Annotated in this window: 19 protein-coding genes and 3 pseudogenes; 15 read left to right on the top strand and 7 right to left on the bottom strand. The window is 66.9% G+C overall.

Features of this window, described 5'->3' with window-relative positions:
• Nucleotides 1-53: 53 nt before the first annotated feature.
• The 4 genes and pseudogenes from WKW82_RS33395 to WKW82_RS33380 form a co-directional block, all read left to right on the top strand.
• Nucleotides 54-893, top strand: a pseudogene (locus WKW82_RS33395) (integrase core domain-containing protein); the annotation flags it as partial.
• Nucleotides 894-1,250: 357 nt separating this feature from the next.
• On the top strand, nucleotides 1,251-1,721 hold the full coding sequence (locus WKW82_RS33390) for a hypothetical protein (protein ID WP_340347256.1): 471 nt from the start codon (nucleotides 1,251-1,253) through the stop codon (nucleotides 1,719-1,721).
• Nucleotides 1,722-2,022: 301 nt separating this feature from the next.
• Nucleotides 2,023-2,316 carry a hypothetical protein gene (locus tag WKW82_RS33385; RefSeq protein ID WP_340347254.1) on the top strand — a complete coding sequence of 98 codons (294 nt, stop codon included), beginning with the start codon at nucleotides 2,023-2,025 and terminating at the stop codon, nucleotides 2,314-2,316.
• A 73-nt stretch (nucleotides 2,317-2,389) separates the two neighbouring features.
• A pseudogene (locus WKW82_RS33380) lies at nucleotides 2,390-2,650 on the top strand (IS3-like element ISAzo10 family transposase); the annotation flags it as partial.
• 12 nt (nucleotides 2,651-2,662) lie between these two features.
• Here WKW82_RS33380 and WKW82_RS33375 read toward each other — a convergent pair.
• Nucleotides 2,663-2,893: a hypothetical protein gene (locus WKW82_RS33375; RefSeq protein WP_340347252.1), complete on the bottom strand. Its 231-nt coding sequence runs from the start codon at nucleotides 2,891-2,893 to the stop codon at nucleotides 2,663-2,665.
• 350 nt (nucleotides 2,894-3,243) lie between these two features.
• Here WKW82_RS33375 and WKW82_RS33370 point away from each other — a divergent pair, with 350 nt between their 5' ends.
• Nucleotides 3,244-3,669, top strand: coding sequence for a serine/threonine protein kinase (locus WKW82_RS33370; protein WP_340347250.1), 426 nt, complete (start codon nucleotides 3,244-3,246; stop codon nucleotides 3,667-3,669).
• A 32-nt stretch (nucleotides 3,670-3,701) separates the two neighbouring features.
• Here WKW82_RS33370 and WKW82_RS33365 read toward each other — a convergent pair whose 3' ends face one another.
• Genes WKW82_RS33365 through WKW82_RS33355 form a run of 3 tightly spaced genes read right to left on the bottom strand, consistent with a single transcriptional unit; the run spans nucleotide 3,702 to nucleotide 6,120 of the window.
• Nucleotides 3,702-4,328 carry an SAM-dependent methyltransferase gene (locus tag WKW82_RS33365; protein WP_340347249.1) on the bottom strand — a complete coding sequence of 209 codons (627 nt, stop codon included), beginning with the start codon at nucleotides 4,326-4,328 and terminating at the stop codon, nucleotides 3,702-3,704.
• Nucleotides 4,325-5,092 carry a PIG-L deacetylase family protein gene (locus WKW82_RS33360; protein WP_340347247.1) on the bottom strand — a complete coding sequence of 256 codons (768 nt, stop codon included), beginning with the start codon at nucleotides 5,090-5,092 and terminating at the stop codon, nucleotides 4,325-4,327. Before WKW82_RS33360 ends, WKW82_RS33365 begins: the two co-directional genes overlap by 4 nt.
• A complete protein-coding gene (locus WKW82_RS33355; RefSeq protein WP_340347245.1) occupies nucleotides 5,080-6,120 on the bottom strand; it encodes an acyl-CoA dehydrogenase in 1,041 nt (346 codons plus the stop codon). The genes WKW82_RS33360 and WKW82_RS33355 overlap by 13 nt, the downstream gene beginning before the upstream one ends.
• A gap of 330 nt (nucleotides 6,121-6,450) precedes the next feature.
• Here WKW82_RS33355 and WKW82_RS33350 point away from each other — a divergent pair, with 330 nt between their 5' ends.
• Together WKW82_RS33350 and WKW82_RS33345 are read left to right on the top strand one after the other, a co-directional pair.
• The gene (locus WKW82_RS33350) at nucleotides 6,451-7,149 is read left to right on the top strand and encodes a glycosyltransferase family 2 protein (protein WP_340347244.1); all 699 of its coding nucleotides are present in this window, start codon (nucleotides 6,451-6,453) and stop codon (nucleotides 7,147-7,149) included.
• 49 nt (nucleotides 7,150-7,198) lie between these two features.
• Entirely contained in the window at nucleotides 7,199-9,607 is a 2,409-nt protein-coding gene (locus WKW82_RS33345) for a catalase (RefSeq protein WP_340347242.1), read from the top strand.
• A 144-nt stretch (nucleotides 9,608-9,751) separates the two neighbouring features.
• Here WKW82_RS33345 and putA read toward each other — a convergent pair.
• Nucleotides 9,752-13,567: pseudogene (gene putA, locus WKW82_RS33340) on the bottom strand (trifunctional transcriptional regulator/proline dehydrogenase/L-glutamate gamma-semialdehyde dehydrogenase); the annotation flags it as partial.
• A 56-nt stretch (nucleotides 13,568-13,623) separates the two neighbouring features.
• Here putA and WKW82_RS33335 point away from each other — a divergent pair.
• The 6 genes from WKW82_RS33335 (at nucleotide 13,624) to WKW82_RS33310 (ending at nucleotide 18,680) form a co-directional block, all read left to right on the top strand.
• The gene (locus WKW82_RS33335) at nucleotides 13,624-14,100 is read left to right on the top strand and encodes an Lrp/AsnC ligand binding domain-containing protein (protein WP_340347239.1); all 477 of its coding nucleotides are present in this window, start codon (nucleotides 13,624-13,626) and stop codon (nucleotides 14,098-14,100) included.
• A 177-nt stretch (nucleotides 14,101-14,277) separates the two neighbouring features.
• The gene (locus tag WKW82_RS33330) at nucleotides 14,278-15,207 is read left to right on the top strand and encodes a 1-acyl-sn-glycerol-3-phosphate acyltransferase (RefSeq protein ID WP_340347237.1); all 930 of its coding nucleotides are present in this window, start codon (nucleotides 14,278-14,280) and stop codon (nucleotides 15,205-15,207) included.
• Nucleotides 15,208-15,263: 56 nt separating this feature from the next.
• Complete coding sequence (locus WKW82_RS33325) at nucleotides 15,264-16,271, top strand: zinc-dependent alcohol dehydrogenase (RefSeq protein ID WP_340347235.1); 1,008 nt, start codon at nucleotides 15,264-15,266, stop codon at nucleotides 16,269-16,271.
• A gap of 21 nt (nucleotides 16,272-16,292) precedes the next feature.
• Nucleotides 16,293-16,691 carry a 6-pyruvoyl trahydropterin synthase family protein gene (locus WKW82_RS33320; protein WP_340347233.1) on the top strand — a complete coding sequence of 133 codons (399 nt, stop codon included), beginning with the start codon at nucleotides 16,293-16,295 and terminating at the stop codon, nucleotides 16,689-16,691.
• 4 nt (nucleotides 16,692-16,695) lie between these two features.
• Nucleotides 16,696-17,757 carry a glycosyltransferase family 4 protein gene (locus WKW82_RS33315; RefSeq protein WP_340347231.1) on the top strand — a complete coding sequence of 354 codons (1,062 nt, stop codon included), beginning with the start codon at nucleotides 16,696-16,698 and terminating at the stop codon, nucleotides 17,755-17,757.
• Nucleotides 17,754-18,680 carry a class I SAM-dependent methyltransferase gene (locus WKW82_RS33310; protein WP_340347230.1) on the top strand — a complete coding sequence of 309 codons (927 nt, stop codon included), beginning with the start codon at nucleotides 17,754-17,756 and terminating at the stop codon, nucleotides 18,678-18,680. Before WKW82_RS33315 ends, WKW82_RS33310 begins: the two co-directional genes overlap by 4 nt.
• Here the strand turns inward: WKW82_RS33310 and WKW82_RS33305 are convergent.
• Nucleotides 18,596-19,495: a RibD family protein gene (locus tag WKW82_RS33305; protein WP_340347229.1), complete on the bottom strand. Its 900-nt coding sequence runs from the start codon at nucleotides 19,493-19,495 to the stop codon at nucleotides 18,596-18,598. The two genes, WKW82_RS33310 and WKW82_RS33305, sit on opposite strands and share 85 nt — an antisense overlap.
• 308 nt (nucleotides 19,496-19,803) lie before the next feature.
• Between WKW82_RS33305 and WKW82_RS33300 the strand changes: the two genes are divergently transcribed.
• Nucleotides 19,804-21,918: a hypothetical protein gene (locus tag WKW82_RS33300; protein ID WP_340347228.1), complete on the top strand. Its 2,115-nt coding sequence runs from the start codon at nucleotides 19,804-19,806 to the stop codon at nucleotides 21,916-21,918.
• 589 nt (nucleotides 21,919-22,507) lie between these two features.
• Here WKW82_RS33300 and WKW82_RS33295 read toward each other — a convergent pair.
• On the bottom strand, nucleotides 22,508-23,422 hold the full coding sequence (locus WKW82_RS33295; RefSeq protein WP_340347226.1) for a LysR family transcriptional regulator: 915 nt from the start codon (nucleotides 23,420-23,422) through the stop codon (nucleotides 22,508-22,510).
• 121 nt (nucleotides 23,423-23,543) lie between these two features.
• Between WKW82_RS33295 and WKW82_RS33290 the strand changes: the two genes are divergently transcribed.
• The gene (locus tag WKW82_RS33290) at nucleotides 23,544-24,644 is read left to right on the top strand and encodes a Gfo/Idh/MocA family protein (RefSeq protein ID WP_340347225.1); all 1,101 of its coding nucleotides are present in this window, start codon (nucleotides 23,544-23,546) and stop codon (nucleotides 24,642-24,644) included.
• Nucleotides 24,645-24,672 lie beyond the last annotated feature (28 nt).

The raw sequence follows: 24,672 nt of genomic DNA, 5'->3' as shown, positions 1-24,672 counted from the left end.
GCTGTCATCAACGTCGCCGAACGGGCCGTTCTCCTACAGCGGCCCGGCACATGCGATCGCGTTCATGGGTCGATGGCCGCAGCGCACGCACGCCGCAGGACGACGATCAACTGCTCTCGGAGATCCGCGAGCAGATCACTGACTTGCCCACTTATGGCTACCGGCGCGCCTGCGCGCTGGTCAATCGCCAGCGCGCGAACGTGGGTGCATCGCGAGTCAATCCCAAGCGCGCATATCGGGTGATGGCCGCCAACGCCTTGCTGTTGCCCAAGGCCCCACGGCGCCCGCAATCCAGCCGCAGGCACACCGGCACCGTCTCGGTCCAGGCCAGCGACACGCGCTGGTGCTCGGACGGCTTCGAGATCAAGTGCGACTCGGGGCAGACCGTGACCGCGACGTTTGCCAAGGACTGCTGTGATCGCGAGATCATGGCCTTCCGGGCCTGGGAGGGCAAAGGGCTGCCAGGCGAGCCGGTGCGCGAGATGCTCATCGAGGCCGTCGAGAAGCGCTTCGGCGCGGTGGAGGCCTTGCCTGCGGGCTACGCGCTGCAATTCCTGACGGACAACGGCAGCGCCTACGTTGCTCATGAAACCCGGCGCATCGCCAGGTCGCTGGGGCTGACGCCGGTCAACACGCCGGTATGCAGTCCGCAGAGCAATGGGATGGCCGAGAGCTTCGTCAACACGTTCAAGCGCGACTACGTCGGGCGCATGGACCTCAGCGACGCCAACGCCACAACCGTGCTGGCGCAGTTGCCAGCCGCGTTCGAGCACTTCAATGAGATCCACCCTCACTCGAGCTTGAAGATGAAATCGCCGCGCGAGTTCAGGCGGCAACGGGCTGAGCAGTTACGCCGCGCTCAACCTGAACAATCGGCGCTACGTTGCGTATAGGCCGTGTCCTGGAATCCGGGGGCAAGATCACGGGGCAGCCCGACATGCCTCCGATGCCACGGTGAGCGAATGGGAGAAACGCCGCTAGCCGTCACGCCTCGCGATCGTGCGATAGGCACATCGCGAAGTAGCTCAGTGGGCACCGTCGCCTGCCTTGTCGGACACGGCTTGCCTGGCCCTTCTAGAAGACGTTCACTACATCGAGGCTGAGGCAACACCGGGCCGCGCGAGCAGACGGGTAAGGCGGCCGTCGTGGCTTCGCTGGCGGCCGAAATGGAAGCAGCGCTCGGGCTTTGACTTCTATGAAGTTCAGTACGATCGCGATAGCATGACTGCGCATGGCTTTAGAGAACACGCATGCCCAAAATCCCGCGTAGAACGGTCGTCCGCGAAAGAGCGTCCTTATTCTCGCCACAGGTTGCGGTGGCCTTCATAGGCCTGATAGGCGTGGCTGCAACGGCTGTCCTTGCAAACTGGGAGCGGATAAGGCCGTCAGCGACAGTGCCGGACCCACAATCTGCAATCGGGAAGGCGGCCGTCAAGGTGCATCTCGATCCGCAACCACTGGAGCTTCGAGCTACTGTCGCGGCCACGCTGAATAGCAATGCTGATGTGGGTCAATGGGTGACGCTCAGTATTTTCATAGACGGCGCTCTATGCACGACGGCCCGTAACTACAGGAATCCGCATCAATCGGGAGCCATTAAGACGACGGCGAACTGCTCCACGCGAATATCTCCGAATCAGGCTCATGTTTTCATCGCGGACGCTCCGAACCAGAACGCCGATCAGGAATCGCTGTCCATCGAAGTCAAGTACGCGCGCTAGGTTCCGAACTGCGGCTTAGGCGGCGCGGCGGGTCTTGCTGGCGGCCTCCGCTTGTGCTGCCGGCATGGTCGTCGCCTACTTCCTGCGCCATCACGGGGACAAGCTGCCCGACGACATCGTGCGCGATCGCCCGGTGCCCGGATGGGCTCTACCTCGGGCCTGACACGCGCAAGCACTTATTTCGGTGGCGATGATCGCGTAGAGCGCTTCGGTGTGGCGGCCGGGTGCGCGGCCTGTTAACGGCGATGGCGTCGGTGTGGTCATGGGGAGCTTTCGAAGGGGGTTTCGTTGAAAATGCCGCATGGATTCGTTCTTCGCTTTCATCGCCAAAGCCGCTCCACTTCTGACGTTCATTTCGACGCTGATCGCTGCAAGCGTCGCCGCAGGCGTCACGATCTACTTCGGGCGCGTGCAGGCCGGGATCGCGCGGCAACAGGCGAAGACCGCTGCAATGGCGGCGGCCACAGCGCGGAACAAGCTGCGGCTCGATTTATTCGAGAAGCGGCTGAATGTCCCCCCGCGTCAGAATAGTTGTCGGTGCGCCGGGAGACCGGCAAGGAGTAGGTGGTGCAAGTCCACTGCGATGAAGGAATAGCGAACCACATCGGCCCCGAGCCGTGCGCAGGCATCCGTGAGGATGACTGCGAAGCGTCGGTAGGGCGGCCGGCTTCGTGCGTTGGTACAACCAGGACCATCGACACAGCGGCATTCGCTACGTCAGCCCTGCGCAGCGCCACGACGGTGAAGACCAAGCCATCCTCGCTGCTCGCCACGCGTTGTACACCCGTGCCCGCGCGCTCAACCCGGCGCGCTGGTCCGGGCCTACTCGCGACTGGACGCCCATCGGCGCTGTGACCCTCAACCCCGATCGCGACTGCATCGCTCAGACACACGCGAGGGCATCGAACATTCAGCCCCTGGCTGCATGAAAGAGGCGACAACTACATGACGCGCGCCGCAGTGCCAGTCGTGCGGCGTTGCTTCGAGTTGCTCACAAGGGGACCGTTTTCGCTACTCTGGCGGTCATCGACCCGTTGGAGGCAAACCATGCGTTTGATCATTGAGGCTTGAATCGCTGAGACTGTCGACATCGGCGACGCAGTGAACGGTGCGGTGGCGTTGCCGTGCTCGAGCGTGGCGACCGGGTTGGCCAAGGCGTCGAGGACGTGCATTCGACTCTCGGAGAGCATCACGTCCCCGTGGGTGCGCAGTGCAGCAAAGTAAGCTTCGAGAATGGAAGCCGGTTCTTCTGCTGGAAGTGAGGGTGCGGCGGTCGTGCCGGCGGTCGTTGTTGCGACCGCCGGTCTGGTATCAGAAGAGCGAAGCGCGCGATCAAGGTGCGCTGCGCCTGCGCGTCCGCGAGATCGCAATGGGATCGTCCACGGTTCGTTGTCTGCGGACGGCCTCATGTCTCTCCTGCCTACAAGCAGCCGTCGCAAGCGCCCACCATTCGGCGGCTGCGGGCCATTAACTTGGAAATGAGAGCCCGATCCCCTTCCCTTTCACTTCCAGGAGACAGTCCATGAACCAGCGAATCATCCTCAGCAGCCTGCTCACCGGCGTGCTCGCCCTGTCGGGCCATGCCCTTGCGCAGACCACCGCCGTTCCCGCGGCGCCTGATCCCGCGGTCGGGGGCCAGGCGAGCACCAAGTCACCCGCCGGCGTGGCGAACCCCACCCAGCGCCCCGACGGCAGCGCCCCCGCATCGCGCAACGACGTGAAGGCCGAAGCCCGCATGGAAAACAAGAGCCCCGCGAACACCACCACGCCCAAGGGCGAGCCGTCGACCATGACAAACAACCAGCCCAACGCAGCAGTGCCCACCGGTGCCCTGACGCGTGCGGACGTCAAGCCAACGCGCGACGAACTGAAGCCGCAGATGGGCAAGAAGGGCGAGCGCCCCGACGTGCCGACCAACCCCACGGACAAGACCGGGACGCCGAAGTAACAGCTTCGAAGGCAAGCGCTTCGAAGCAGAAGTCAGCGAATGCCGTCGCGCTGCGCCACCGAGCGGCGGTCGCGCGACCAGACCTGCAACAGGAAATCGTGCTCTGCATGCACCACCAGTCGCGGCAGGCCGATTTCTCCAAGGATGGAATGCACGCACTCGGTGGAAAGGGCGCGCTCCTGGAAGTCGGGGCGCCAGTCGCAGGCGACCAAAGTGGCGTCAGCGCCCAAAGTTGCTGAGCACAGGGCGGCAACCTGCTGCATGGCCCCCGCGTCAAGGAAGTAGCCGATTTCACTGAGCACGATCAGGTCGAATGGCGCTTCGGCCATGGGCCAATCGACCGGCAGGTGGTGCTGGTCGACGCGGACGTTGGCCAGCCCCGCAGTGCGTGTTCGCGCCCCCAGCACCGCGGGCGCCGAGAAGTCGCTGGCCAGCACGGCGTCGCAACGTTGAGCCAGGTCCAGTGTGAGTTCGGCCGCGCCACATCCGGGCTCGTAGGCGCTCGCGAAGCGCTCCCGCGGCAACGATGCCATCAGGATCGCGCGCTTGCGCTGCTCGTACCAGCGATTTCGCAGCCCGTAAGGGTCGTCGGTCGCCTCGTAGAGCGCGTCGAAGTACTCGCGCCGTCCGGCCATCGGGACTTCGCGTTCTTCGCTCATGGGAACATCACCTCGAAGGGGCGCGCAGCCCGCGCCACCGTGCTCGCACGCAATACCGGACCGGCGCCGGTGGAAGGATCAGGGCGCAGTTGGCTTTCAAAGGCCTGGGTCGCAAGGCGCTTGCGCTGCGACGACTCGGCATCGAGCGCAAGAAGTCGTGCGCGTGCCCAGGGCATGCGCGGATCGTTGGGCCGGGCCCAATGCCATGCCCACACCGGTGCCTCGACGACGCGCGCGCCGATGCGTGCGGCCGCATCGACGCATGCCATGCCGGTGGCCTCATGGTCCGGATGGCCGTCGAGGCGCCAGGTCGTGAAGACAGTGTCATCGGGTCGCAGCAAGGGCAGCAACCGGTCCTCGAGCTGAGAACGCAGCGCCTGCAAGCGGCCATCCGGCAGGCCGAGCCGCACCGGTTCCTGCGATATGCCGAGGCGCTGCAATGCGCGCCGCGTCTCCGCCGGACGCGTGCGCGCCAGATCCAGTGCCGACCATTGGTTGGACTCAGGGTGGCTCGCGGTGCCGTCGGTGACGGCGACGATGCAGATCTCGCGCTGCAAGGTGGCGAGGCTGGCCAGCAGTCCGCCCACGGCCAGCACCTCGTCGTCCGGATGCGGCGCCACCACCACCGCGCGTGCGCCGTCCGGCACCAGCGACTCCGCGGCCACGGTCGACAGCCCCGCCGAAGCAAGCCACGGCAACCAGTCGGCCTCCGGCGTGCCTTCGCTGGCATCGATGTGTCGCGCCGCGTGCGTCAAAGCTGCCATGCGCCTGGTGCCGCTTCCGTCACGCGTCGTCCCAAGGCCGCGAGGTCGCGCTCCGCATGGCTCTGGCGCATGTAGACGGGCAAGTCGGCCATGGCGCGGGCGAATCGAGCGTTGCGGCAGAGGGGTCCCGCGCCCAACGCACGACCCGCATGGCGCAGGACCTGCTCGGCCGCCGCTTCAATGGCCAACCGCGTTCGCAGTGCCAAGGCTTCGGCATTGGCATCCGGTTGCGCATCGATGGCCGCGGCCGCCTCGCGCAGCAACGCCGCGGCCCCGGCCATCGCGACGTCGATGGCGCCGAGGTGCGCCAACCGGTGCGGATCCTTGGTGGTCCGGGAAAGCGCTCGTACCGTGTTAGCGATGCCCAAGGCACCGCCGTACCAGCATGCCGCAATGCCGGCACCGCCGTGCCAGAAGCCGGGGCGCCGCGTGTAGTCACCGGGCGCGCCAAGCATCACGCCACGCGCATCGGTGAATCGCACGTCCACGCTGCCGCTTGCCGCCATGCCGACGGCCTGCCAACCGGCTTGCGTCACGTGGACGCCCGCTTGCGCCATCCCGACAGCCGCGAGACAGGGCTCTCCGGCTTCGTTCCATCCGCTCACGACGGCATGGGTAACGCTGTCCGCGCCGGAGCACCAGGCCTTGGTGCCGTCGATCCGGATCTCGTCCCGTTCGCCGGCGAGCCGGAACACCAGCCGCGCGTCCGGTGGCTCGGCGCACCATGTGCCCCAGCGCGAGCCGGGGGGTGCATTCGGCCCCCCCAGTTCGGCCAGGATCGCGAGGGCATCCGTGTGCCCTTCGAACAACTTGGCCAACGACAGGTCGAGCGCCGCCACCTCGGCGAGTGCACGCCAGCGCGCCAGCGTCTGGCCCGCGCCGGGCTTCGGCAGACGGTCGAGGCCTGCTTCCACCAAGTGCGAGAGCGCAAGGCCGAGCCCGTGCGCCTCGTGCAGGTTGGCGAGACTTCCGCTCGTGCCGGTGCACGCGATGTGCTTGTCGTGGGGTTGGGGGGAGGCAATGCGCATGGACGGAAAGCCTAGGGCTCGCACCTGCAAGCACCGTCGGCGCACGCGTTCGCACGCTGTAGGAGAAAGAAGCTGAAGCGGCTCCTGCTGTTCATGCCCTGCGGGCCTTCACCTGCTACGGGGACGGCATGGCCTCCTACCAAAAAGACATGTCAACGCTGTCCCCATGACCTCACATCCACCAAAACAACCGGAACAGTTTTCGGCCGCCGTCGGCGCGAATCCTCTTCCTCCATTCACGCGAGACAACTTCATGCGCACCTTGTTTCCGCCTTTCCCGGGCATGCCCGCCATCTCCCCGTTCGCTCAATTCACGCATTGAGCGCCGGCATGATTGGCGTGGTCATCCCGGCTCACAACGAAGAGCATCACATCGGCAATGCCTTGCAAGCCATCGACGCAGCGCGCCGGGATCCTGCCCTGAATGGCGAAGCCGTCGAAGTCATGGTCGTCCTCGACAGTTGCACGGACGGCACCGCGGCGGTGGCCGCACGGCATGGTGCAACCACCTCGATGGTGCTGGCACGCAACGTGGGAACGGCGCGCGCACTGGGCGCCACCGCCATGCTGGCCGCCGGCGCGCGCTGGCTGGCCTTCACCGATGCGGACACCACGGTGTCGCCGACCTGGCTGTCAGCGCAGTTGGCGCTCGACGCGGATGCCGTTTGCGGTTCCATCGGCGTGGCCGACTGGTCGGCCCATGGCGAGCACGCGGCGCTGATCGAAGCGCACTTCCTTGAAACCTACAGCGACCGCGAAGGCCATCGCCACATCCATGGCGCGAACCTGGGCGTGTCGGCAGAGGCCTACCTGCGCGCAGGTGGCTTCCAGGCGCTGGCCTGCAGCGAGGACGTCGACCTCGTGCAGGCCCTGGAGCGCAGCGGCGCACGCATCGCCTGGAGCGCTGCACCGCGCGTGCTGACGAGCGCGCGCAAGGACGCCCGTGCCAAGGGCGGCTTCGGCGATGCCTTGCTGCACGCGGTCGCCGCCCGCCTTGCGGCCCTTCCGGCCGTGAACCCTTCCTGTTGAGCGCGCGCATCCGCGCGCCCTCTTCTTCTGCCACCAATCGGAGCCCACCATGTCACCTTCCAAGCCAGCGCCGCCGTCCGGCCCGCAAACCGCGGCTTCCTCGGCCGCCCGCAACACCGACAGCGCAGCAGCGCAAGCGCCGCCAGGCCAGCCTGCCGACGCGCTGGCCTTGAAAGCCGCGCAGACCCAGGCGCTGGTCGCATCGATGCCCGCCAACGCCAACAAGCCGCTGGAGCATGGCCACGACAACGCACTGAATCCGCCTGTCGGCTTGACCAGCGAGCCCGCCAGCCCCGCGGCCACTGGCAGCACCCTGTCTGAAGAAATCCCCTCCTACAAGACCGGCAGCATGGCCGCACCAGGCATCAACGCCACCATCGAGTCGCTGGACCGCGTGCGCGTCGATTCCAGCGGCCAGCGCCTCACCACCAACCAGGGCGTGCCAATCTCGGACAACCAGAACTCGCTCAAGGCCGGCCTGCGCGGTCCGGCGCTGCTCGAGGACTTCGTGCTGCGCGAAAAGCTCACGCACTTCGACCATGAGCGCATCCCGGAGCGCATCGTGCATGCGCGCGGCTCCGCTGCACACGGCTACTTCGAGTGCTACGACGCCATCCCGCAACTCACCAAGGCGGCACCTTTCAAGGAGGCCGGCAAGATCACCCCGGTGTTCGTGCGCTTCTCCACCGTGGCCGGCGAGCGCGGCTCCAAGGACACGGCGCGCGACGTGCGCGGCTTTGCCGTCAAGTTCTACACCGACGAGGGCAACTGGGACCTGGTCGGCAACAACATCCCGGTGTTCTTCATCCAGGACGCGATGAAGTTCCCCGACCTGGTCCATGCCGTCAAGCCCGAGCCGCACCACGGCATGCCGCAGGCCGGCAGTGCCCACGACACCTTCTGGGATTTCGTCGGCCTCATGCCCGAGTCGACACACATGCTGATGTGGGCGATGTCGGACCGTGCGATCCCACGCAGCTACCGGATGATGCAGGGTTTCGGCGTGCACACCTACCGCCTCGTCAACGCGGCGGGTGAATCGGTGTTCGTGAAGTTCCACTGGAACCCGGTGCTCGGCACGCACTCGCTGGTGTGGGACGAAGCGGTGAAGATCTCCGGCGCCGACCCGGACTTCCACCGCCGCGACCTGTGGGAAGCCATCGAGGCCGGCGCCTTTCCCGAGTGGGAACTCGCGGTGCAGGTCTTCACCGAGGAACAGGCCGAAGCCTTCAGCTTCGACGTGCTCGACGCCACCAAGATCGTGCCGGAAGAACTGGTGCCGCTGAAGCCGATCGGCCGCATGGTGCTCAACCGCAACCCCGACAACTTCTTTGCCGAGACCGAGCAGGTTGCCTTCTGCACCGCGCACGTCGTGCCCGGCATCGATTTCAGCAACGACCCGCTGCTGGCCGGGCGCATCCACTCGTACGTGGACACGCAGATCACGCGCCTGGGCGGGCCGAACTTCCATGAACTGCCGATCAACGCGCCGATCGCGCAAGTGCACAACAACCAGCGCGACGGCATGCACCGGCAGGCCATTCATCGCGGCCGCGTCGCCTACGAGCCCAATTCGCTCGGCGGCGGCTGTCCCTTCCAGGCCGGCGCGCAAGCCGGCTTCGTGACCTTTCCGCAGAAGGTCGAGCAGGACAAGGTGCGCGGCAAGCCCGAGAAGTTTGCCGACCACTACACGCAGGCCACGCTGTTCTTCGAAAGCCAGACGCCGTCGGAGCAGGCGCACATCGCAGCGGCCTTTCGCTTCGAACTCTCCAAGTGCACCGTGCCTGCCGTGCGTGAGCGCATGGTCGCCAGCCTGGTCAACGCCTCACGCGCGCTCGCGAAGCAAGTGGCGGACGGGTTGGGAATGGCGCTGCCCGCCGCATTGCCGAAGGCGCTCGAAACGCCGGTGAAACCGGAGGTCACGCAGTCACCGAACCTGTCGCTGACGGCACGCCCGGGCGACGGGTCCATCGCCACGCGCAAGGTGGCAGTGCTCGTGGCGAACGGCGTCGACGGCGCGGCCATCGCGGCGCTGCAGGCGGCGTTGCTGGCCGCCGGCGCCGTCGGGCGCTTGGTCGGCCCGCGCATCGGCGCGTTCACCACCGCATCGGGCGAGACGATGCAGGCCGATGCATCGATGGAGAACGAACCCGGCTTCCTCTTCGACGGACTCGTGCTGCCGGATGGCGACGCGGGCGTTGCGGTGCTGGCGGCTGACGGCCATACCGGCGAGTTCATCAAGGACCAGTACCGCCACTGCAAGACCATCCTGGCGCTGGGCGCTGGGGGTTCGCTGCTGGCGGACAACAAGGTGCCCGACACCTTGCCTTCGGGCGAGGCAGACCCGGGTCTTGTGTTCGGCGACGGCGAGGATGCTGGGCCTGCCATCGATGCTTTTCTCGCGGCCCTTGGCAAGCATCGGCATCCTGAGCGGGAGACCGATCCGCCGAGCATCTAGAAGCAGCGAGGCGCGCCGCTTGGCCGGTCCTGTTACGACCCGCCAACGCGCGCGTCGAGACCCACTGGTCATGCCACAAGACCATGGGTCACGCGGACGCGAGCCGTACGCGTCGCTTCTCGCGTGTCACGGTGCTACGAGGAATCAACCAATCGTCATCAAGCTGGCATTTCCGCCGGCAGCGGCGGTATTCACGCTCAGTGAGCGCTCGACGACGAGGCTCTCCAACGGGATGTCGCTGACGCCGGGGGCGAATGCCCGCACGCCAACGATCGGGCCGACGCGGATTGCCAACGCCTGGTTCACATCGCGCAGCGAAGAAGCGTCGCCGTGGTGCAGCACGGCATCGAAGCTGACGGTCGGGGCACGCCAGTCCTGCGCGATGGCGATCGATTGCTGCACCTCCTGCGGCAAGGACGCACGCAGTCTCTCGGTGCCTTCCCCAGCCGTCCACACGGCTGTGCTTCCGACCGAAAGCACCGCAGCGAGTTGCACCAGGCGATCCTGTTCGGACTCGGCCAGGCAAAGCACGGCCTCGCGCGGCAGCAGCGTGTAGACATTGCGCTCACCGGTGGGACCCACCAGCGTGCGTGCATGGCCGCTGCGCGACAAGCTTGCGAAGCGCTGGCACTGCCCGGCAAGGTCCACTTGGCCAGCCAGTTGCGCCCATGCCGCCAAGGCGGCGAGCGCCGGGCCCATTTCCAGGGTCGAGGCTTGCGCACTGCCGCTGCCGAGGTCAGCCGTGGCGAGCGCGCGCGCCATCACATCGTCCGGCCGCGAAGAAAGCATGCGATACAGGTACAGCGGCCCGCCGGCCTTCGGGCCGGTGCCGGACAGGCCTTCACCGCCAAAGGGCTGCACGCCCACCACAGCGCCCACCATGTTGCGATTGACGTAGACATTGCCGGCGCGACCGTGCTCCACGACCTGGGCAATCGTCTCGTCGATGCGGGTATGCACACCCAGCGTCAAGCCGTAGCCGGTGCCGTTGATCTGACCGATCAGCGTTCCCAGGTCCCGGCGGCGATAGCGGACAAGATGGAGAACCGGACCGAATACTTCGCGCTGCAGTTCCGACAGGCTGTCCAGTTCGATCAGGGTCGGCACGACGAAGGTTCCGAGCGTCGTGGCCCGGTCGGCTTCCCGAGCCTGGCGGTGCACCTTGCGGCCGCGCTGCTGCATTGCGGCGACGTGTCGCTCGATGCCGGCGCGGGCCTCGGCGTCGATCACGGGCCCTATGTCCACCGCCAACGTGGCGGGGTTGCCGATCCTGCTTTCAGCCATCGCACCCTTGAGCATCTCGATCACACGATCAGCCACATCTTCCTGCACGCAGAGCACGCGCAACGCGGAGCAGCGCTGGCCGGCACTGTCGAAGGCCGACGCCATCACATCGGTGACCACCTGCTCGACCAACGCCGAGGAGTCCACGATCATCGCGTTCTGCCCACCGGTCTCCGCGACCAGCGGGACGGGCTGCCCGTCCGCGCCGAGCCTTGCGGCCAGCGTCTTCTGCAATATGCGTGCGACTTCGGTGGATCCGGTGAACATGACGCCCTGCACGCGCCCATCGCCAACCAGCGCCGCCCCGATCGTTTCACCCCGACCCGGCAGCAACTGCACCGCGGCGTGTGGAATGCCCGCTTGCCATAGCACCCGCACGGCTTCGGCGGCGACCAGCGCAGTCTGCTCGGCCGGCTTTGCCAGCACCGGGTTGCCGGCAGCCAGTGCCGCCGCGACCTGTCCCACGAAGATGGCGAGCGGGAAGTTCCACGGGCTGATGCAGACGACCGGCCCCAGCGGGCGATGGGTTCCGACAGCGAACTCGCTGCGGGCTTGTGCTGCGTAGAAGCGCAGGAAATCCACGGCCTCGCGCACCTCCGCGATGCCGTTGGCGTAGGTCTTGCCGGCTTCGCGCGACAACAGGCCGAGAAGGCGCGGCATGCCCTCCTCCAGCAATTGGGCAGCGCGATCAAGCTGGTCCGCCCGCTCGCTAGGGGCCGTCGCGGCCCACCGGGGCGCCTCACGCTGCGCGCTGTCGAGGGCCGTGTCGACATCCGCCAGCGTGGCCTCCTGGACCTCACCGACGACGTCGCGCAGATCTGCGGGATTGAGAACCGCTGCGGTCACGCGCGCCGAAGACGCTGCCTTCGGCTCGGCGAGCAGGGGCCCGGCAGTCCATGATTCGGCGGCACTCGCCCGGAGCACGTCACGGAGCGCGCGCAAGCTGTCGTCGTTCGACAGGTCGAGCCCCTTCGAGTTGCTTCGGGCCTGCCCGTAGAGTGCTGTCGGCAGGGGAATCAAGGGATGCGGCAGTCCGACACCGCCTTCCGTCGCGGCCATGTGCTCCACGGTGGCGACCGGGTCTTCCACCAGCAGGTCGATGGCGATGGTCGGATCGGCAATCCGGTTCACGAACGAGGTGTTGGCGCCGTTTTCCAGCAGCCGACGCACCAGGTAGGCCAGCAAGGTCTCATGCGTGCCCACTGGCGCGTAGATGCGGCACGGGCGTCCGAGCTTGCCGTTCTCGACCGAGCCGACCACCTGCTCGTACAACGGTTCGCCCATGCCATGGAGGCATTGGAATTCATACTGGCCGGGGACATAGGTGGCCGGGTCGGCCATCTCGTGGATCGCCGCGAGCGTGTGCGCGTTGTGGGTGGCGAACTGCGGGTAGATGGCCTCGGGGGCTGCGAGCAGCTTGCGCGCGCAGGCCAGGTACGACACGTCGGTATAGGCCTTGCGCGTGAACACCGGGTAGCCTTCGAGCCCCTCGACCTGCGCGCGCTTGATCTCGCTGTCCCAGTAGGCGCCCTTGACCAGCCGGATCATCAGGCGGTGATGGCTGCGGCGCGCGAGATCGATGAGGTAGTCGATGACGTAGGGGCAGCGCTTCTGGTAACCCTGGATCACGAAGCCGATGCCGTTCCAGCCGGCCAGCGCCGGCTCGAAGCACAGTTTTTCCAGGAGGTCCAGCGACAGCTCCAGGCGATCGGCTTCTTCGGCATCGATGTTCAGCCCGATGTCGTAGCGCTTGGCGAGGAGCGTGAGTTCGCGCAACACCGGGTACAGCTCGTCCATGACGCGTGCACGCTGCGCGCGTTGGTAGCGCGGATGCAGGGCCGACAGCTTGATGGAGATTCCAGGGCCTTCATACACGCCGCGGCCTGCCGATGCCTTGCCGATCGCATGGATCGCCTGCTCGTACGACGCGCGATATCGGTGAGCGTCCTGAGCCGTCAGCGCGGCTTCACCCAGCATGTCGTAGGAGTAGCGGAAGCCCTCCGCTTCGAGCTTGCGCGCGTGCTCCAGCGCCTGCTTGATGGTCTCTCCGGTGACGAACTGTTCGCCCATCATTCGCATGGCCATGTCGACGCCCTTGCGGATCAGCGGCTCGCCGCCCTTGCCGATCAGGCGCGTGAGCGTGGTCGACAGGCCCGATTCGCTGTGCGTCGCAACCAGCTTGCCCGTCAGCAGCAAGCCCCAGGTGGCGGCATTGACGAAGATCGACGGGCTGCGCCCGGCGTGCGTCTGCCACTGGCCATCGGCGATCTTGTCGCGGATGAGCGCGTTGCGGGTTGCCACATCGGGAATGCGCAACAAGGCTTCGGCCAGGCACATCAAGGCCACGCCTTCCTGCGAGGACAGGGCGTACTCCTGCAGCAGGCCCTGGACCAGCCCGGCCCGCCCCGTCGCGTTCTTGCGGTTGCGAAGCTGGGTCGCGATGCGATGCGCCAGCGCGTGCGCGGCCTCGGCAACCGGCGGTGCCAGGCGTGCGGCCTCCAGCAACGGCGGCACCGCCTCCGGTTCTGCCCGGCGATAGGCCGCGGTGATGCGTGCGCGGAGTTCACTTGCTTCGGCCAGGCCGTCTGCGAATTCAGAAAACGACGGTGTGGGCTGGCTAGAGAGTTGATTGGCGGTCATGACAGTACGTGTTGGAGAATTCGTCAATAATGCCGGCTTCTGGTTCGAATTTTTGTTTGAATTCTTGGGTTTTAGCTGAACAAATCACTAGCGTGTCCGATCGAGCTACCGAACTTGACCGGCTGGACCTGAAGATCCTCAAGCTCCTCCAGGAGGACGGCCGGATCGCGAATCTCAAGCTCGCGGATGCAGTCGGGCTCTCGCCGACGGCAGTGCTTGCCCGTGTGCAACGCCTGACGCGGGACAACTACATCCTGGGCTACGAGGCACGCCTCAATCCACTGAAGCTGGGCGCGGGCATGCTGGTCTTCGTCGAAGTGCTGCTGGACCGGACCACGCCGAACGTGTTCGACGAGTTCAAGGCTGCCGTGCAGGTGCATGCGGCCATCATGGAATGCCACATGGTCGCGGGTGGTTTCGACTACCTGCTCAAGACCCGCAGCGCGGACATGAACGACTACCGGCAGTTCGCCGGCTCCGTGCTGTGGCAGTTGCCGGGCGTGCGCGAGACCCGCACCTACGCCGTGATGGAGGAAGTGAAGAACTCGACCCACCTGCATCTGATCTGAACAGGTCGCGCGGATACGCGTGTCGTGGGTTGGAAGTTCGCAGACAAGACCGCTCGACACTCGCGGGGCTGCCGACAGCGGACGTGCCGGCCGACCAGGGCTTCCGAAAAGCCCGGCAATGTGCACCAATCTGAAAGAATGCGTGCCACCAGGGCCAACTCCAAACCCCGTCTGCACATGCCCGCCACCGCGCCATCGCTGGTCGAGACGCTGACCGAACTCAACCTCGACGACCTGCTCGATTCGATGGGCCTGCTGCGCCTGGGTGGCACGCCTTTGCGCCGCTTGTTCCGGCCTGCGGCGCGGCGCTTCGCCCTGACTGCGCATGAGTTCGACAACCGCGTCGGTGCGCAGGGACTGGCGCAAGGCAGCGCATGGCTCGTGGACCGGATGACGGCGGGCATCGAGACCACGGGCCTGCAACATGTCCCACCGCAAGGCCCGGTCGTCATCCTGGCGAACCACCCCGGCATGACCGATACGGTCGCACTCTTCACCAGCCTCGCGTCGCGACCGGACCTTCGGGTGATTGCCGCCGATCGCCCCTTTCTTCGCGCCTTGCCCAACGTCGCACGACAACTGATCCTGCTGCCCGATGAAGGCGGCGAGCGCATGGCCGTCGTGCGCGCGGCTTCCCGGCATTTGCAAGCGGGTGGCGCCTTGCTGACCTTCCCGGCCGGAGACATCGAGCCCGACCCCGGCGCCTTTGGCTCGCAGCGCGCCTTGGCGTCGTTGCGGAACTGGTCCGGCAGCTACATCCTGTTCGCTCGCCTGGCGCCTGAGACGCGCTTCGTGCCCGCGCTGGTAAGCCATGTGGTGTCTCCCGAGGCACAGCGGCATCCGCTCACCCTGCTGCGCCGCACGGCTCGCGACAAGGAAAAGCTGGCCGTTGCATTGCAAGTGGCACTGCCGCGCTACCGCAACCTTGTGGCCAGGGTCGCGTTCGGCGCTTCCACGGGCGCAAAGCCGGGCGGGGCGCGAGCGGTTGGCGAGTTCATCGCCGGGCAGATGAGCCAACTCATCCTTGCGGACGCGCTGGAGCCTCGCTCGGCCGATACGCCGAGGCCCGTTCACACATCGCCGCGCGATCCAGTCAAGCAATCATGAGTCGCCACGCCTGGGTCTGGTCGTCGCACCTCCTCCCATCGCCCGTGATCTGAATCATGGATCGCATGCCCGCCCGTCGCTCCCACGCTGTCTCCACCGAGGCCCGGTCCTGCTGGGTCACGGCGCCGGGTTGCGCGGAAATCCGCGTCGGCCCCGTGGTCGAGCCAGGGCCCGGCGAGGTCATCGTTCGCGCACTGCACAGCGGCATCAGCCGTGGCACCGAGTTGCTGGTGTACCGAGGACAGGTGCCGCCCAGCGAGTTCGATCGCATGCGGGCGCCGTTCCAGGAAGGCGATTTCCCCGCGCCGGTGAAGTACGGCTATGCCAGCGTCGGCGTGGTCGAACAAGGTCCGGCGGAACTGCTGGACCGCCATGTGTTTTGCCTGCATCCCCACCAGACCCGCTACCGCGTCCCGACCGATGCCGTGCACGTGCTGCCCGAGGGCGTACCGCCGGCGCGTGCGGTGCTGACCGCCAACATGGAAACGGCGGTGAATGCGCTGTGGGATGCGGCGCCGCGCGTCGGCGACCGCATCGCCGTGGTCGGTGGCGGCGTGGTCGGCCTGCTGGTGGCCTGGCTCGCCGCTCGCATGCCGGGGTGCGAGGTCGAATTGATCGACACGCATGCGGGCCGTCGCACGGTGGTCGAGCAACTGGGCGCGCGCTTTGCGAGTCCGGCCGCCGCACGGCCGGATGCAGACATCGTGATCCACGCCAGCGGCAATCCGGACGGCCTCGCGCTGGCGCTGGGGCTCGCCGCCTTTGAAGCCACCGTGCTCGAGATGAGCTGGTATGGATCGCAACCCGTTTCGCTGCGGCTCGGTGAAGCCTTTCATGCGCGGCGCCTGGTGTTGAAGAGCTCGCAGGTGGGCCAAGTGGCAACGGCGCAACGTGCGCGCTGGAGTCATCGGCGCCGGCTCACGCTGGCGTTGCAACTGTTGCGTGAGCCGGTGCTCGATGCGCTCATCACCGACAACGCGCCCTTTGACGAACTGCCGCAGGTCCTGGAGCGACTGGCCCGCGGCGCGCCCGATACGCTGTGCCAGCGCATCGACTATCCCTGAACCTCAACGGAGCAAACCCGCATGTACAGCGTCAACGTCCGCGACCATTTCATGATTGCCCACAGCTTCCGCGGCGAGGTGTTCGGCCCCGCGCAACGGCTGCACGGCGCGACCTACGTGGTCGACCTCGAACTGCGCCGACCCGAGCTCGACGCCGACGGCGTGGTCGTGGACATCGGGCTCGCCACCGAGGCCTTGCGCAAGGTGCTCGGTGAACTCAACTTTCGCAACCTCGACGACGAAGCGGCCTTCACCGGGCGCAACACCACGACCGAATTCATGGCGCGCGTGATCTTCGACCGCGTGGCTTCGCGCATCTCGGCAGGCGACCTCGGCGCGCATGCCAGCGGGCTGACGTCGATGCGGGTCTGCCTGCATGAATCGCACGTGGCCTGGGCCGCCTACGAGCACGCGCTCTGACGGCATGCATTGCAGCTTCCTGATCCCGGGCGACCTGGACACGCACACCGGCGGCTACACCTATGACCGCCACATCATCGAGGAGCTTCGCGCTTCGGGATGGCAGGTGGATGTCCACGCACTCGGCGACGGCTATCCGGCGCCCGATGCCGAGGCGCTGGCCCGTGCAGCGCGCGTGGTCGAGGCATTGCCGGATGGCGCGCTGGTCGTGGTCGATGGCCTGGCCTTCGGCGTACTCGACGAACTGGCGCATCGGCATGCGCAACGGCTGCGATGGGTGGCGCTGGTGCACCACCCGCTCTCGCTGGAGACCGGGCTCGACGCTGACCGGCAGCGCGCGCTATTCGAGAGCGAAAGAAGTGCCTTGGCCGCCGTCCGCGGCGTGATCGTCACCAGCCCCTTCACCGCCCGCGGGCTGGACGCTTTCGGTGTTCCACCTTCCCGCATTGCCACCGTGGTCCCCGGCACCGAACCGGCTCCGCCGGCGCCAGGCAGCGGCGGGGAAGCGCTGTCGCTGCTGTGCGTGGCCACCCTCACGCCGCGCAAGGGCCATGCGGTGCTCGTCGAGGCGCTTGCCGGCCTGCGCGAACAGGCCTGGACGCTCCACTGCGTCGGCAGCGCGACGATGGACGCCGCGTGTGCGACCACGCTGGGCGAAGCGATCGACCAGCACGGATTGCGCGATCGCGTCGTGCTGCATGGCGACAAGGCGGAAGGCGAGTTGGAGAAGTTCTATGCCGCAGCCGATGCCTTCGTCCTCCCTTCCTTCCACGAAGGCTATGGCATGGCGCTGGCCGAGGCGCTGGCGCGGGGCCTGCCGATCATCAGCACACAGGCAGGCGCCATTCCCGACACCGTACCGCGCGCAGCCGGCGAGTTGGTTCCGCCCGGTGACGTGGTCGCGCTGCGCACTGCATTGCGACGACTGATGGAAGACGCGGCATGGCGCACGCAGTTGCGCGCCGGGGCCATGGCCGCACGACAGGCGCTGCCGACCTGGACCCAAAGCGGCGCCCGTTTCGCATCGGCACTGATCGATGCGGCGCAGAGGATGCACACGACATGACCGGCTTCAGCGCCGACTGGCTGGCCTTGCGCGAGCCCTTCGACATGAGCGCCCGCGCAAGCTCCGCCGAAGCCCTGGCACTGCGATCCCTCGCAGGGCGGCTGCGCAACACCGCGGCCCTTCGCGTGATCGACCTGGCCTGCGGCACCGGAGCCAACGTGCGCGTGTTGGCGCCGTTGCTCGGCAGCGCGCAGCAGTGGCTGCTGGTCGACCATGATCCCGCGCTCCTGGCCGCGCTCCCGCAGCACTTCGCCGCGTGGGCGCAAGCGCACGGCCATGCGTGGCAAGCCAAGGCCGAGGGGTGGCGCGTCGAAGGCGCGGACTGGCAAGCCGACATCCTGTTCCGGCGCATCGACCTCGCCACTCGACTGGATGCCCTGCCCTTTCATGCGGCCCATCTCGTGACCGCCTCGGCGCTGCTCGACCTCGTCTCGGCCGATTGGCTCGACACGCTGCTGGGCCATGTCAAGACGGCCCGGTCGGCGCTGCTGCTTGCGCTCACCGTGGTTGGCCTGGTCGAGTGGCATGAAGCCGACGCGGACGATGCCGCCATCCACGCGCTGTTCCGCGCGCACCAACTGGGCGACAAGGGCTTTGGCACTTCGCTGGGCACCGATGCGGTGGACCACCTCGTCGCGCGTCTTGGCGGGTCGGGCTTCAAGGTGATGCAGGCACGCAGCGATTGGCACATCGAGCCATCCCGTCACGCCATGCTGGAAGCCATGATCCAGGGCATGGGCGCAGCGGCGCTGGAACAGGACGCGTCAGCGCAATCGCTCGTGCATGCGTGGACGTCGCGACGCATGGCCGCCATCGACCGAACGTCGCTGCGTGTCGGTCATGTGGACGTGCTGGCCATCCCGTCCGAAGCCGCCGAGGCACGCAAGTCCAGGTCCCACAGCACATCCCCGCCCATCCGGTAGAGCCGGCAGGGCGGCCGCGCGCAGTCGCCCATCGACAGGTCCTGCGGCAGCGACAGTCCCGGTCGCCCATCGCCGATGACCACGGGGGCGATGCTCAGGTGCAGCCGGTCCATGCAGCCTTGCCGCATGAAGTGCGACACGGTCACGCCGCCGCCCTCCACGAACAGGACACGCAAGCCGCGCCCGGCCAGGGCCGCTTGCATCGCGCGCACATCGACGATGCCGTCCGAGCCCGTGAGCCGTGGCACGCCCAGCACCTGGTCTGCGCCCACGCGATCTGCCGCCTCTGCCTCGCGCTCCGCATCGCAGACCAGCAAGGTCGGCGCCGCGTGGTCGGAGAAGACCTTCGACGACGGCGGCACGCGAAGCGATGGGTCGATCACCACGCGCACCGGGTTGTCGCCTTCGACGCGGCGCGTCGTGAGTTGCGGGTTGTCCAGGGCCGCCGTCGCCGCGCCGACGATCACCGCGTCGCTGAGCGCACGCAGGCGATGCAGATGGAGCAGCACCTCGGCGCCGTTGATGTAGTTCGCATCCCCGCCGCGCGTGGCAATGCAGCCATTGAGACTCTGCCCCAGTTGCCCGAGCACCCACGGCGCACTGCCGTGCGTGCGATCGAGCAGGGGCTTGACCAGCGAGAAAAGCTCGCCAGCCTCTGCGCTCCACTCGTCGCCCAGCGTGAATCCTTGCGACGCCTCCCATGTGAGCGCCGGCCCGTCCTGCGGCGCCTTGCCGAGACGACGTTGACGGACGACGTGCAGGCACAGGCGCCACAGCGTCTCGACGTCGAGCGGGGGCAAAGTCTCCGGCTTCATGGGCGGGCGGGGGGGGTCAAAGGCATGGGCAGCTCCAGTCTGTGCGGCCCTCGGCGCTGCCGCTTGTTGCCTATTCTGACGTGATGCCTTGCCGGGTGGCTCGAATGAACACCTGCTCTTGGGGTCTCCTGCGCCAACATGCTCCAAATGCCTACACGGAAGGTATCCCGGCGCAGCCAAGAATCCGGGGCATCGACGAACGACAGCCCCCTTCGCGGGGGCATGCCGTTGCGCCAGCTGGCGATCGCTCGGCAATGACGGGCCCGAAAGCGAGGCGGCGCATCGCGCAACACAGCACACACCCCAGCATGCACCCAACCCATGAATTCAAGTTCTTCCGCGCCGGCGGCGTGGACCAGGTCCTGATCCGCGACGGAACCGATATCGCGAACATCGGCCAACTCGACCAGAAGCTCTGGGTCGCACTCGCCTGCCCGACGCGCGGCGTGGAGTTCGACAGCAGGACGCTCGACTTCATCGACACCGACCAGGACGGCCGCATCCGTCCCCCGGAACTCATCGCGGCATGCGAATGGGCATGCGCGCACTTGCGCGATCCCGACGAGCTCATGGACTGCGTGGACGGCATCACCCTGGACGCCTTCAGCGCGTCGGCACAGGGCGAGTTGCCGCTCAGCGAAGAAGCCCGTCGCGTGCTCGATCATCTGCAAAAGCAGGACGCCAACGTCATCACGCTCGACGACGTCATGCAACGCAGCGACACGCTCGCCGCCATGCGCTTCAACGGCGACGGCATCATCACGCCGGACACCGCGACCGAGGAGCCCGTGCGCCGTACCCTGCAGTGGATCGCCGAGACCCAGGGCAGCGTGAAGGACTGCAACGGCCAGGACGGCATCGACCGGGCGCGCGCTGAAGCCTTCTTTGCCGAAGTCGAGGCCATGCGCCTTTGGCAGGCCGGTGACGACGAAGCGGCCTGCAGCAACGGACACACGCTGCAAGCAGCCGAGGCCGTCGAGGCCGTGCGCGAGAAAGTCGATGACTTCTTCGCGCGATGCCGCGTCGCTGCCTATGACATCCAGTCGGTCGCTGCACTCAATGCCTCGCCCGAGACCTATGAGGCCTTGGGCGCGGAGGAACTCACGCTCGACAACCAGCGCATCGCCGCGCTGCCGCTGGCGACCATCGCGCCGGGGCGCACGCTGCCGCTGCGCACGGGCGTGAACCCCGCGTGGGCGGAGGCACTCGCCAACTTGCAACGCCACGCCGTCGCGCCACTGCTGGGCCAGGCGCACAACGAAATGGACGAGCCTGCGTGGCACGAACTCCTGCGCCGTGTCACTTCCTGCCGCGAATGGCTGGCGGCCAAGCCTGCATCCCCGCTGGCCGAACTGGACAGCGGGACCATCACCGCACTGACCGCCATGCAGGCGCCGGTGCTGGCGCTTATCGATCAGGACGAGGAAGCCGGCCCGCACAACGCACGCCTGCGCGACCTGGAGAAACTGTTGCGCCTCAAGCGCGACCTGCTCGTGCTGCTGGAGAACTTCGTCTCCTTCAAGGCCTTCTACCGCCGCGAGGGCGCCATCTTCCAGGCCGGCACGCTGTACCTCGACAGTCGCAGTTGCGATCTCGTGGTGCGCGTGGACGACATCAAGCAGCATGCGGTGCTCGCTGGCCTGGCCAAGACCTGCCTGGCCTACTGCGAATGCCGGCGCGGCAGCGAGAAGATGAACATCGTCGCGGCCTTCACCGCTGGCGATGTCGACTTCCTCTTCGCCGGCCGCAACGGCGTGTTCTACGACCGCCAGGGACGCGACTGGGACGCGACCATCACACGGCTCATCGAGAACCCGACCAGCGTCGCGCAAGCCTTCTTCTCGCCCTACAAGAAGTTCGTACGGGTGATCGAGGAACAGGTCGCACGGCGCGCCGCCGCCAGCGAAGCCACTGCGCAAGGCACGCTCAGTTCCCTGGCCACCGGGATTGCCAACGTCGACAAGACTGCCGCCGCACCCGGCGCTTCGACCGCGGCGCGCGTACCCGGCCGGGTCGACGTCGGCACGGTGGCGGCGATCGGCGTCGCGATGGGCAGCATCAGCGCCGTGCTGGTGGCCCTGTTCAGCAAGTTCATCGACCTCGGGCAATGGATTCCCATCGCGATGGCTGGCGTGGTCCTCGCCATTTCCGGGCCGAGCATGTTGATCGCCTGGCTCAAGCTGCGCCAGCGCAGCCTGGGGCCGCTGCTGGATGCGAGCGGCTGGGCCATCAACGGCCGGATGAAGGTCAACGTGCGGCTTGGCGCTTCGCTGTCGAAAACCGCGCAGGTTCCGCGACACGCGATTCGCATGCTGCGCGATCCCTTCGCCGAGCGACCAGGGCTGGCCGGTTCGCTCACTGCGCTGGCGCTCGTGTCGGTGGTCGCGGTGGTGGCGGTCTGGAAGCTGGAGTTGCTTCAGTAGCGTGGATGCGCCTGCCCAGGTTGGCGAGGATGCGGAGACGCGTCGTCAGGCGGCGGCAAAGTTTCCACGAAAACAAGAGACATTTCCTGGGGCTGGATATTAGTGGTTACCCTAGTATTGACCCATCCCAACCCCACCAGGAGTTTCCACATGTCCACCCTCTTGCTCTGCCTCGCTTCCGTCGTCGCCATCGCCGTGTCCGGTTACCAGACCTCGAAGGCCATCGACCAACTCAAGCCTTGAACCTAGAAAAAGCAGTTGGATGCGCCCGAGTGCGCCGTGATCGGCGTGCCAGGCAAGGGTGAGCGCTGCGGCTTCGATGGCCCTTGAGGGCCATCGGACAGCGTGAACGGGCTCAGCCTCAGGCTGAGCCGCGCCCTGCAAGGGCGAGAACGCGGCGGGCTCATGCCCGCAAGGCCGAGCAACGCCGCATGGCGCGTCGAGCGCGGTGCAATCGGGTGCATAGCGCTCTCACCCCGGCGGCGAACGCGATCGAAGGCAGAAGTCTCAGGCTCCATGCTGCTTTTCCAAAGGTTGAGCGCGGTCAACTGCTTTTTCTAGGTTCAATCTCACGGGGCTCGACCGCGGGTCACTTGAGCGCGAAAGCCCCCTCCCCGTTCAGTTGCTCCTGCAGGAACTGGACACACACGCGCACCTTGGCCGAATGACTGAGCCGCACCGAACTCGCGGCCCAGATATCGGCGGGCTGATGCCACTCCGGCAAGACCGGTATCAGGCGCCCGGCGCGCAGGTCGTCATGCACGTCCCACCGGCCCTGCAACAAGATCCCGTGGCCGTCCTTGCCCCAACCGCGGACCATCTCCGAATTGTTGGATGACAGGCGCCCGGTGACCTTGACCTTCTCGGTGCCACCGGGGCCGGTCAAGCGCCACACCCCGAAAGCCTGGTTGCGATCCCGCAGCACCAGGCAATCGTGCTGGCTCAATTCGGCGACCTTTTCAGGGGCGCCGCGGCGCTCCAGGTACGCGGGTGCCGCACACAGCACGCGCACGCTCGTGGCGATCCGGGTCGCGACCAGGTGCGGCTCATCCACTTCTCCCACGCGCACGTCCAGGTCGATGTTCTCGCTGATCAGGTCGACGCGGCGATCCACCGCATCGAGCGTGATGTCGAGCGCCGGATAGCGCTTCGCCAGCAGGGACAGCACCGGCGCGATGTGCTTGCGTCCCAGTCGCGCACTGGTCGTCACGCGCAACAGGCCGCGCGGGTCGAGCCGACCGCCGGCGACCGTCTCCCCCATGTGGTCCACGCCCTCGAAGATCTGCTGGGCCGAGGCGTACACGCGCTCGCCGTCATCGGTCACCGTGACGCGCCGCGCGGCGCGATGGAACAGCGTCACGCCGAGGGACTTCTCCAGGATCGCGATGCGCTTGCTCACGAAGGCCGGCGACGTGCCCAGCTCCGTCGCCGTCGCGGCAAAGCTGGCCTTGCGCGCCGCCAGGCAGAACACCCGCAGATCATCCAACTGAAATTTGAGGCTCACGATTCGTGAATCATAGAGCCACGATCCGGCCGTTGTTCATCGATTCGTTCTTCCTTAAATTTGCCTCATCGCCACGGCGACTCCCCCAGAAGATTCGCAATCCATCCGAGACACACAGCCCATGACCGCAGCCCAGTCCCCGCAACCCGCCCCTGCCTCGCGGCCCATTCGCATTGCCGTGGCCGGCGCAGGCTTGATCGGCCGCCGCCACGCGGAACTGGTCCAGCAGAGCGGCGAATGCACGCTCGCGGCCATCGTCGATCCTTCGCCGGCCGCGGCCGCTTTTGCCGATGGCGCGGGCGTGCCGCTCTTCAGGAGCCTGGAAGAGTTGCTGGCACAGGAGGACAAGCCCGATGCCGTGATCCTCGCGACGCCGAACCACCTGCACGTGGCCCATGCGATCGAGTGCATCGACGCCGGCGTGGCGGTCCTGGTCGAGAAGCCCGTAGCGCACACTGTCGAAGAAGCCGAGCGACTGGTGCAGCGTGTCGAACACAGCGGCAGCGACGCACGGGTGCTGGTCGGCCATCATCGCGCCCACAGCCCGATCCTCGCGAAAGCGCGCGAAATCATTCGGCAAGGCCGGCTCGGCAAGATCGTCGCCGTGACCGGCAGCGCCCTCTTCTACAAGCCCGACAACTATTTCGAAGAAGGGGCCTGGCGCACGCAAACGGGCGGCGGTCCGATCCTCATCAACCTGATCCACGAGATCGGCAACCTGCGCTCGCTCTGCGGCGAGATCGTCTCCGTGCAGGCCGCGACCTCCAGCGCCACGCGCGGCTTCGAAGTGGAAGACACAGCGGCGATGCTGCTGCGCTTTGCCAGCGGTGCGCTCGGCACCTTCATCCTGTCCGACGCGGCCGCCAGCGCACGCAGCTGGGAGCAGACTTCGCAGGAGAACAAGGACTACGCCCACGACGCTGACGAGGACTGCTACGGCATCGTCGGCACGCAAGGGTCACTGTCCGTCCCGACGATGCGACTGAAGACTTTTGCGCCGGACCAGAAGCGCTCGTGGTACGAGCCCATGACGGCCTCGGTCGTTGATGGCGAGCGGCTGGATCCGCTCGTCTTGCAACTTCAACATTTCTGCGCGGTGACGCGTGGTGAAGCCGCCCCGCTGGTCGGCGTGCGAGACGGCTTGCAGAACCTGCGTGTGGTCGAGGCGATTGCCGAAGCAGCACGCACAGGCGCAGTCGTCCGGATCCCGACACAAGACTGAACGACACCTCGCACACCGTGCCCTTGCC

Origin of the sequence: Variovorax rhizosphaerae, assembly GCF_037889975.1 — a bacterium.
In the GTDB taxonomy this organism is placed as follows: Bacteria; Pseudomonadota; Gammaproteobacteria; order Burkholderiales; family Burkholderiaceae_C; genus Variovorax; species Variovorax rhizosphaerae.
Note: the sequence above shows the minus strand (reverse complement) of the source record. Positions and strands in the feature narration are given on the sequence as shown.

Excerpts from the sequence above, each read along its gene's own strand:
- WKW82_RS33350 (WP_340347244.1), top strand. The coding sequence starts at position 6,451 with ATGATTGGCGTGGTCATCCCGGCTCACAACGAAGAGCATCACATCGGC.
- WKW82_RS33305 (WP_340347229.1), bottom strand. The coding sequence starts at position 19,495 with ATGAAGCCGGAGACTTTGCCCCCGCTCGACGTCGAGACGCTGTGGCGC.
- WKW82_RS33355 (WP_340347245.1), bottom strand. The coding sequence starts at position 6,120 with ATGCGCATTGCCTCCCCCCAACCCCACGACAAGCACATCGCGTGCACC.
- WKW82_RS33345 (WP_340347242.1), top strand. The coding sequence starts at position 7,199 with ATGTCACCTTCCAAGCCAGCGCCGCCGTCCGGCCCGCAAACCGCGGCT.
- WKW82_RS33330 (WP_340347237.1), top strand. The coding sequence starts at position 14,278 with ATGCCCGCCACCGCGCCATCGCTGGTCGAGACGCTGACCGAACTCAAC.
- WKW82_RS33325 (WP_340347235.1), top strand. The coding sequence starts at position 15,264 with ATGGATCGCATGCCCGCCCGTCGCTCCCACGCTGTCTCCACCGAGGCC.
- WKW82_RS33365 (WP_340347249.1), bottom strand. The coding sequence starts at position 4,328 with ATGAGCGAAGAACGCGAAGTCCCGATGGCCGGACGGCGCGAGTACTTC.
- WKW82_RS33310 (WP_340347230.1), top strand. The coding sequence starts at position 17,754 with ATGACCGGCTTCAGCGCCGACTGGCTGGCCTTGCGCGAGCCCTTCGAC.
- WKW82_RS33290 (WP_340347225.1), top strand. The coding sequence starts at position 23,544 with ATGACCGCAGCCCAGTCCCCGCAACCCGCCCCTGCCTCGCGGCCCATT.
- WKW82_RS33315 (WP_340347231.1), top strand. The coding sequence starts at position 16,696 with ATGCATTGCAGCTTCCTGATCCCGGGCGACCTGGACACGCACACCGGC.
- WKW82_RS33375 (WP_340347252.1), bottom strand. The coding sequence starts at position 2,893 with ATGCACGTCCTCGACGCCTTGGCCAACCCGGTCGCCACGCTCGAGCAC.
- WKW82_RS33385 (WP_340347254.1), top strand. The coding sequence starts at position 2,023 with ATGGATTCGTTCTTCGCTTTCATCGCCAAAGCCGCTCCACTTCTGACG.
- WKW82_RS33360 (WP_340347247.1), bottom strand. The coding sequence starts at position 5,092 with ATGGCAGCTTTGACGCACGCGGCGCGACACATCGATGCCAGCGAAGGC.
- WKW82_RS33390 (WP_340347256.1), top strand. The coding sequence starts at position 1,251 with ATGCCCAAAATCCCGCGTAGAACGGTCGTCCGCGAAAGAGCGTCCTTA.
- WKW82_RS33320 (WP_340347233.1), top strand. The coding sequence starts at position 16,293 with ATGTACAGCGTCAACGTCCGCGACCATTTCATGATTGCCCACAGCTTC.
- WKW82_RS33300 (WP_340347228.1), top strand. The coding sequence starts at position 19,804 with ATGCACCCAACCCATGAATTCAAGTTCTTCCGCGCCGGCGGCGTGGAC.
- WKW82_RS33370 (WP_340347250.1), top strand. The coding sequence starts at position 3,244 with ATGAACCAGCGAATCATCCTCAGCAGCCTGCTCACCGGCGTGCTCGCC.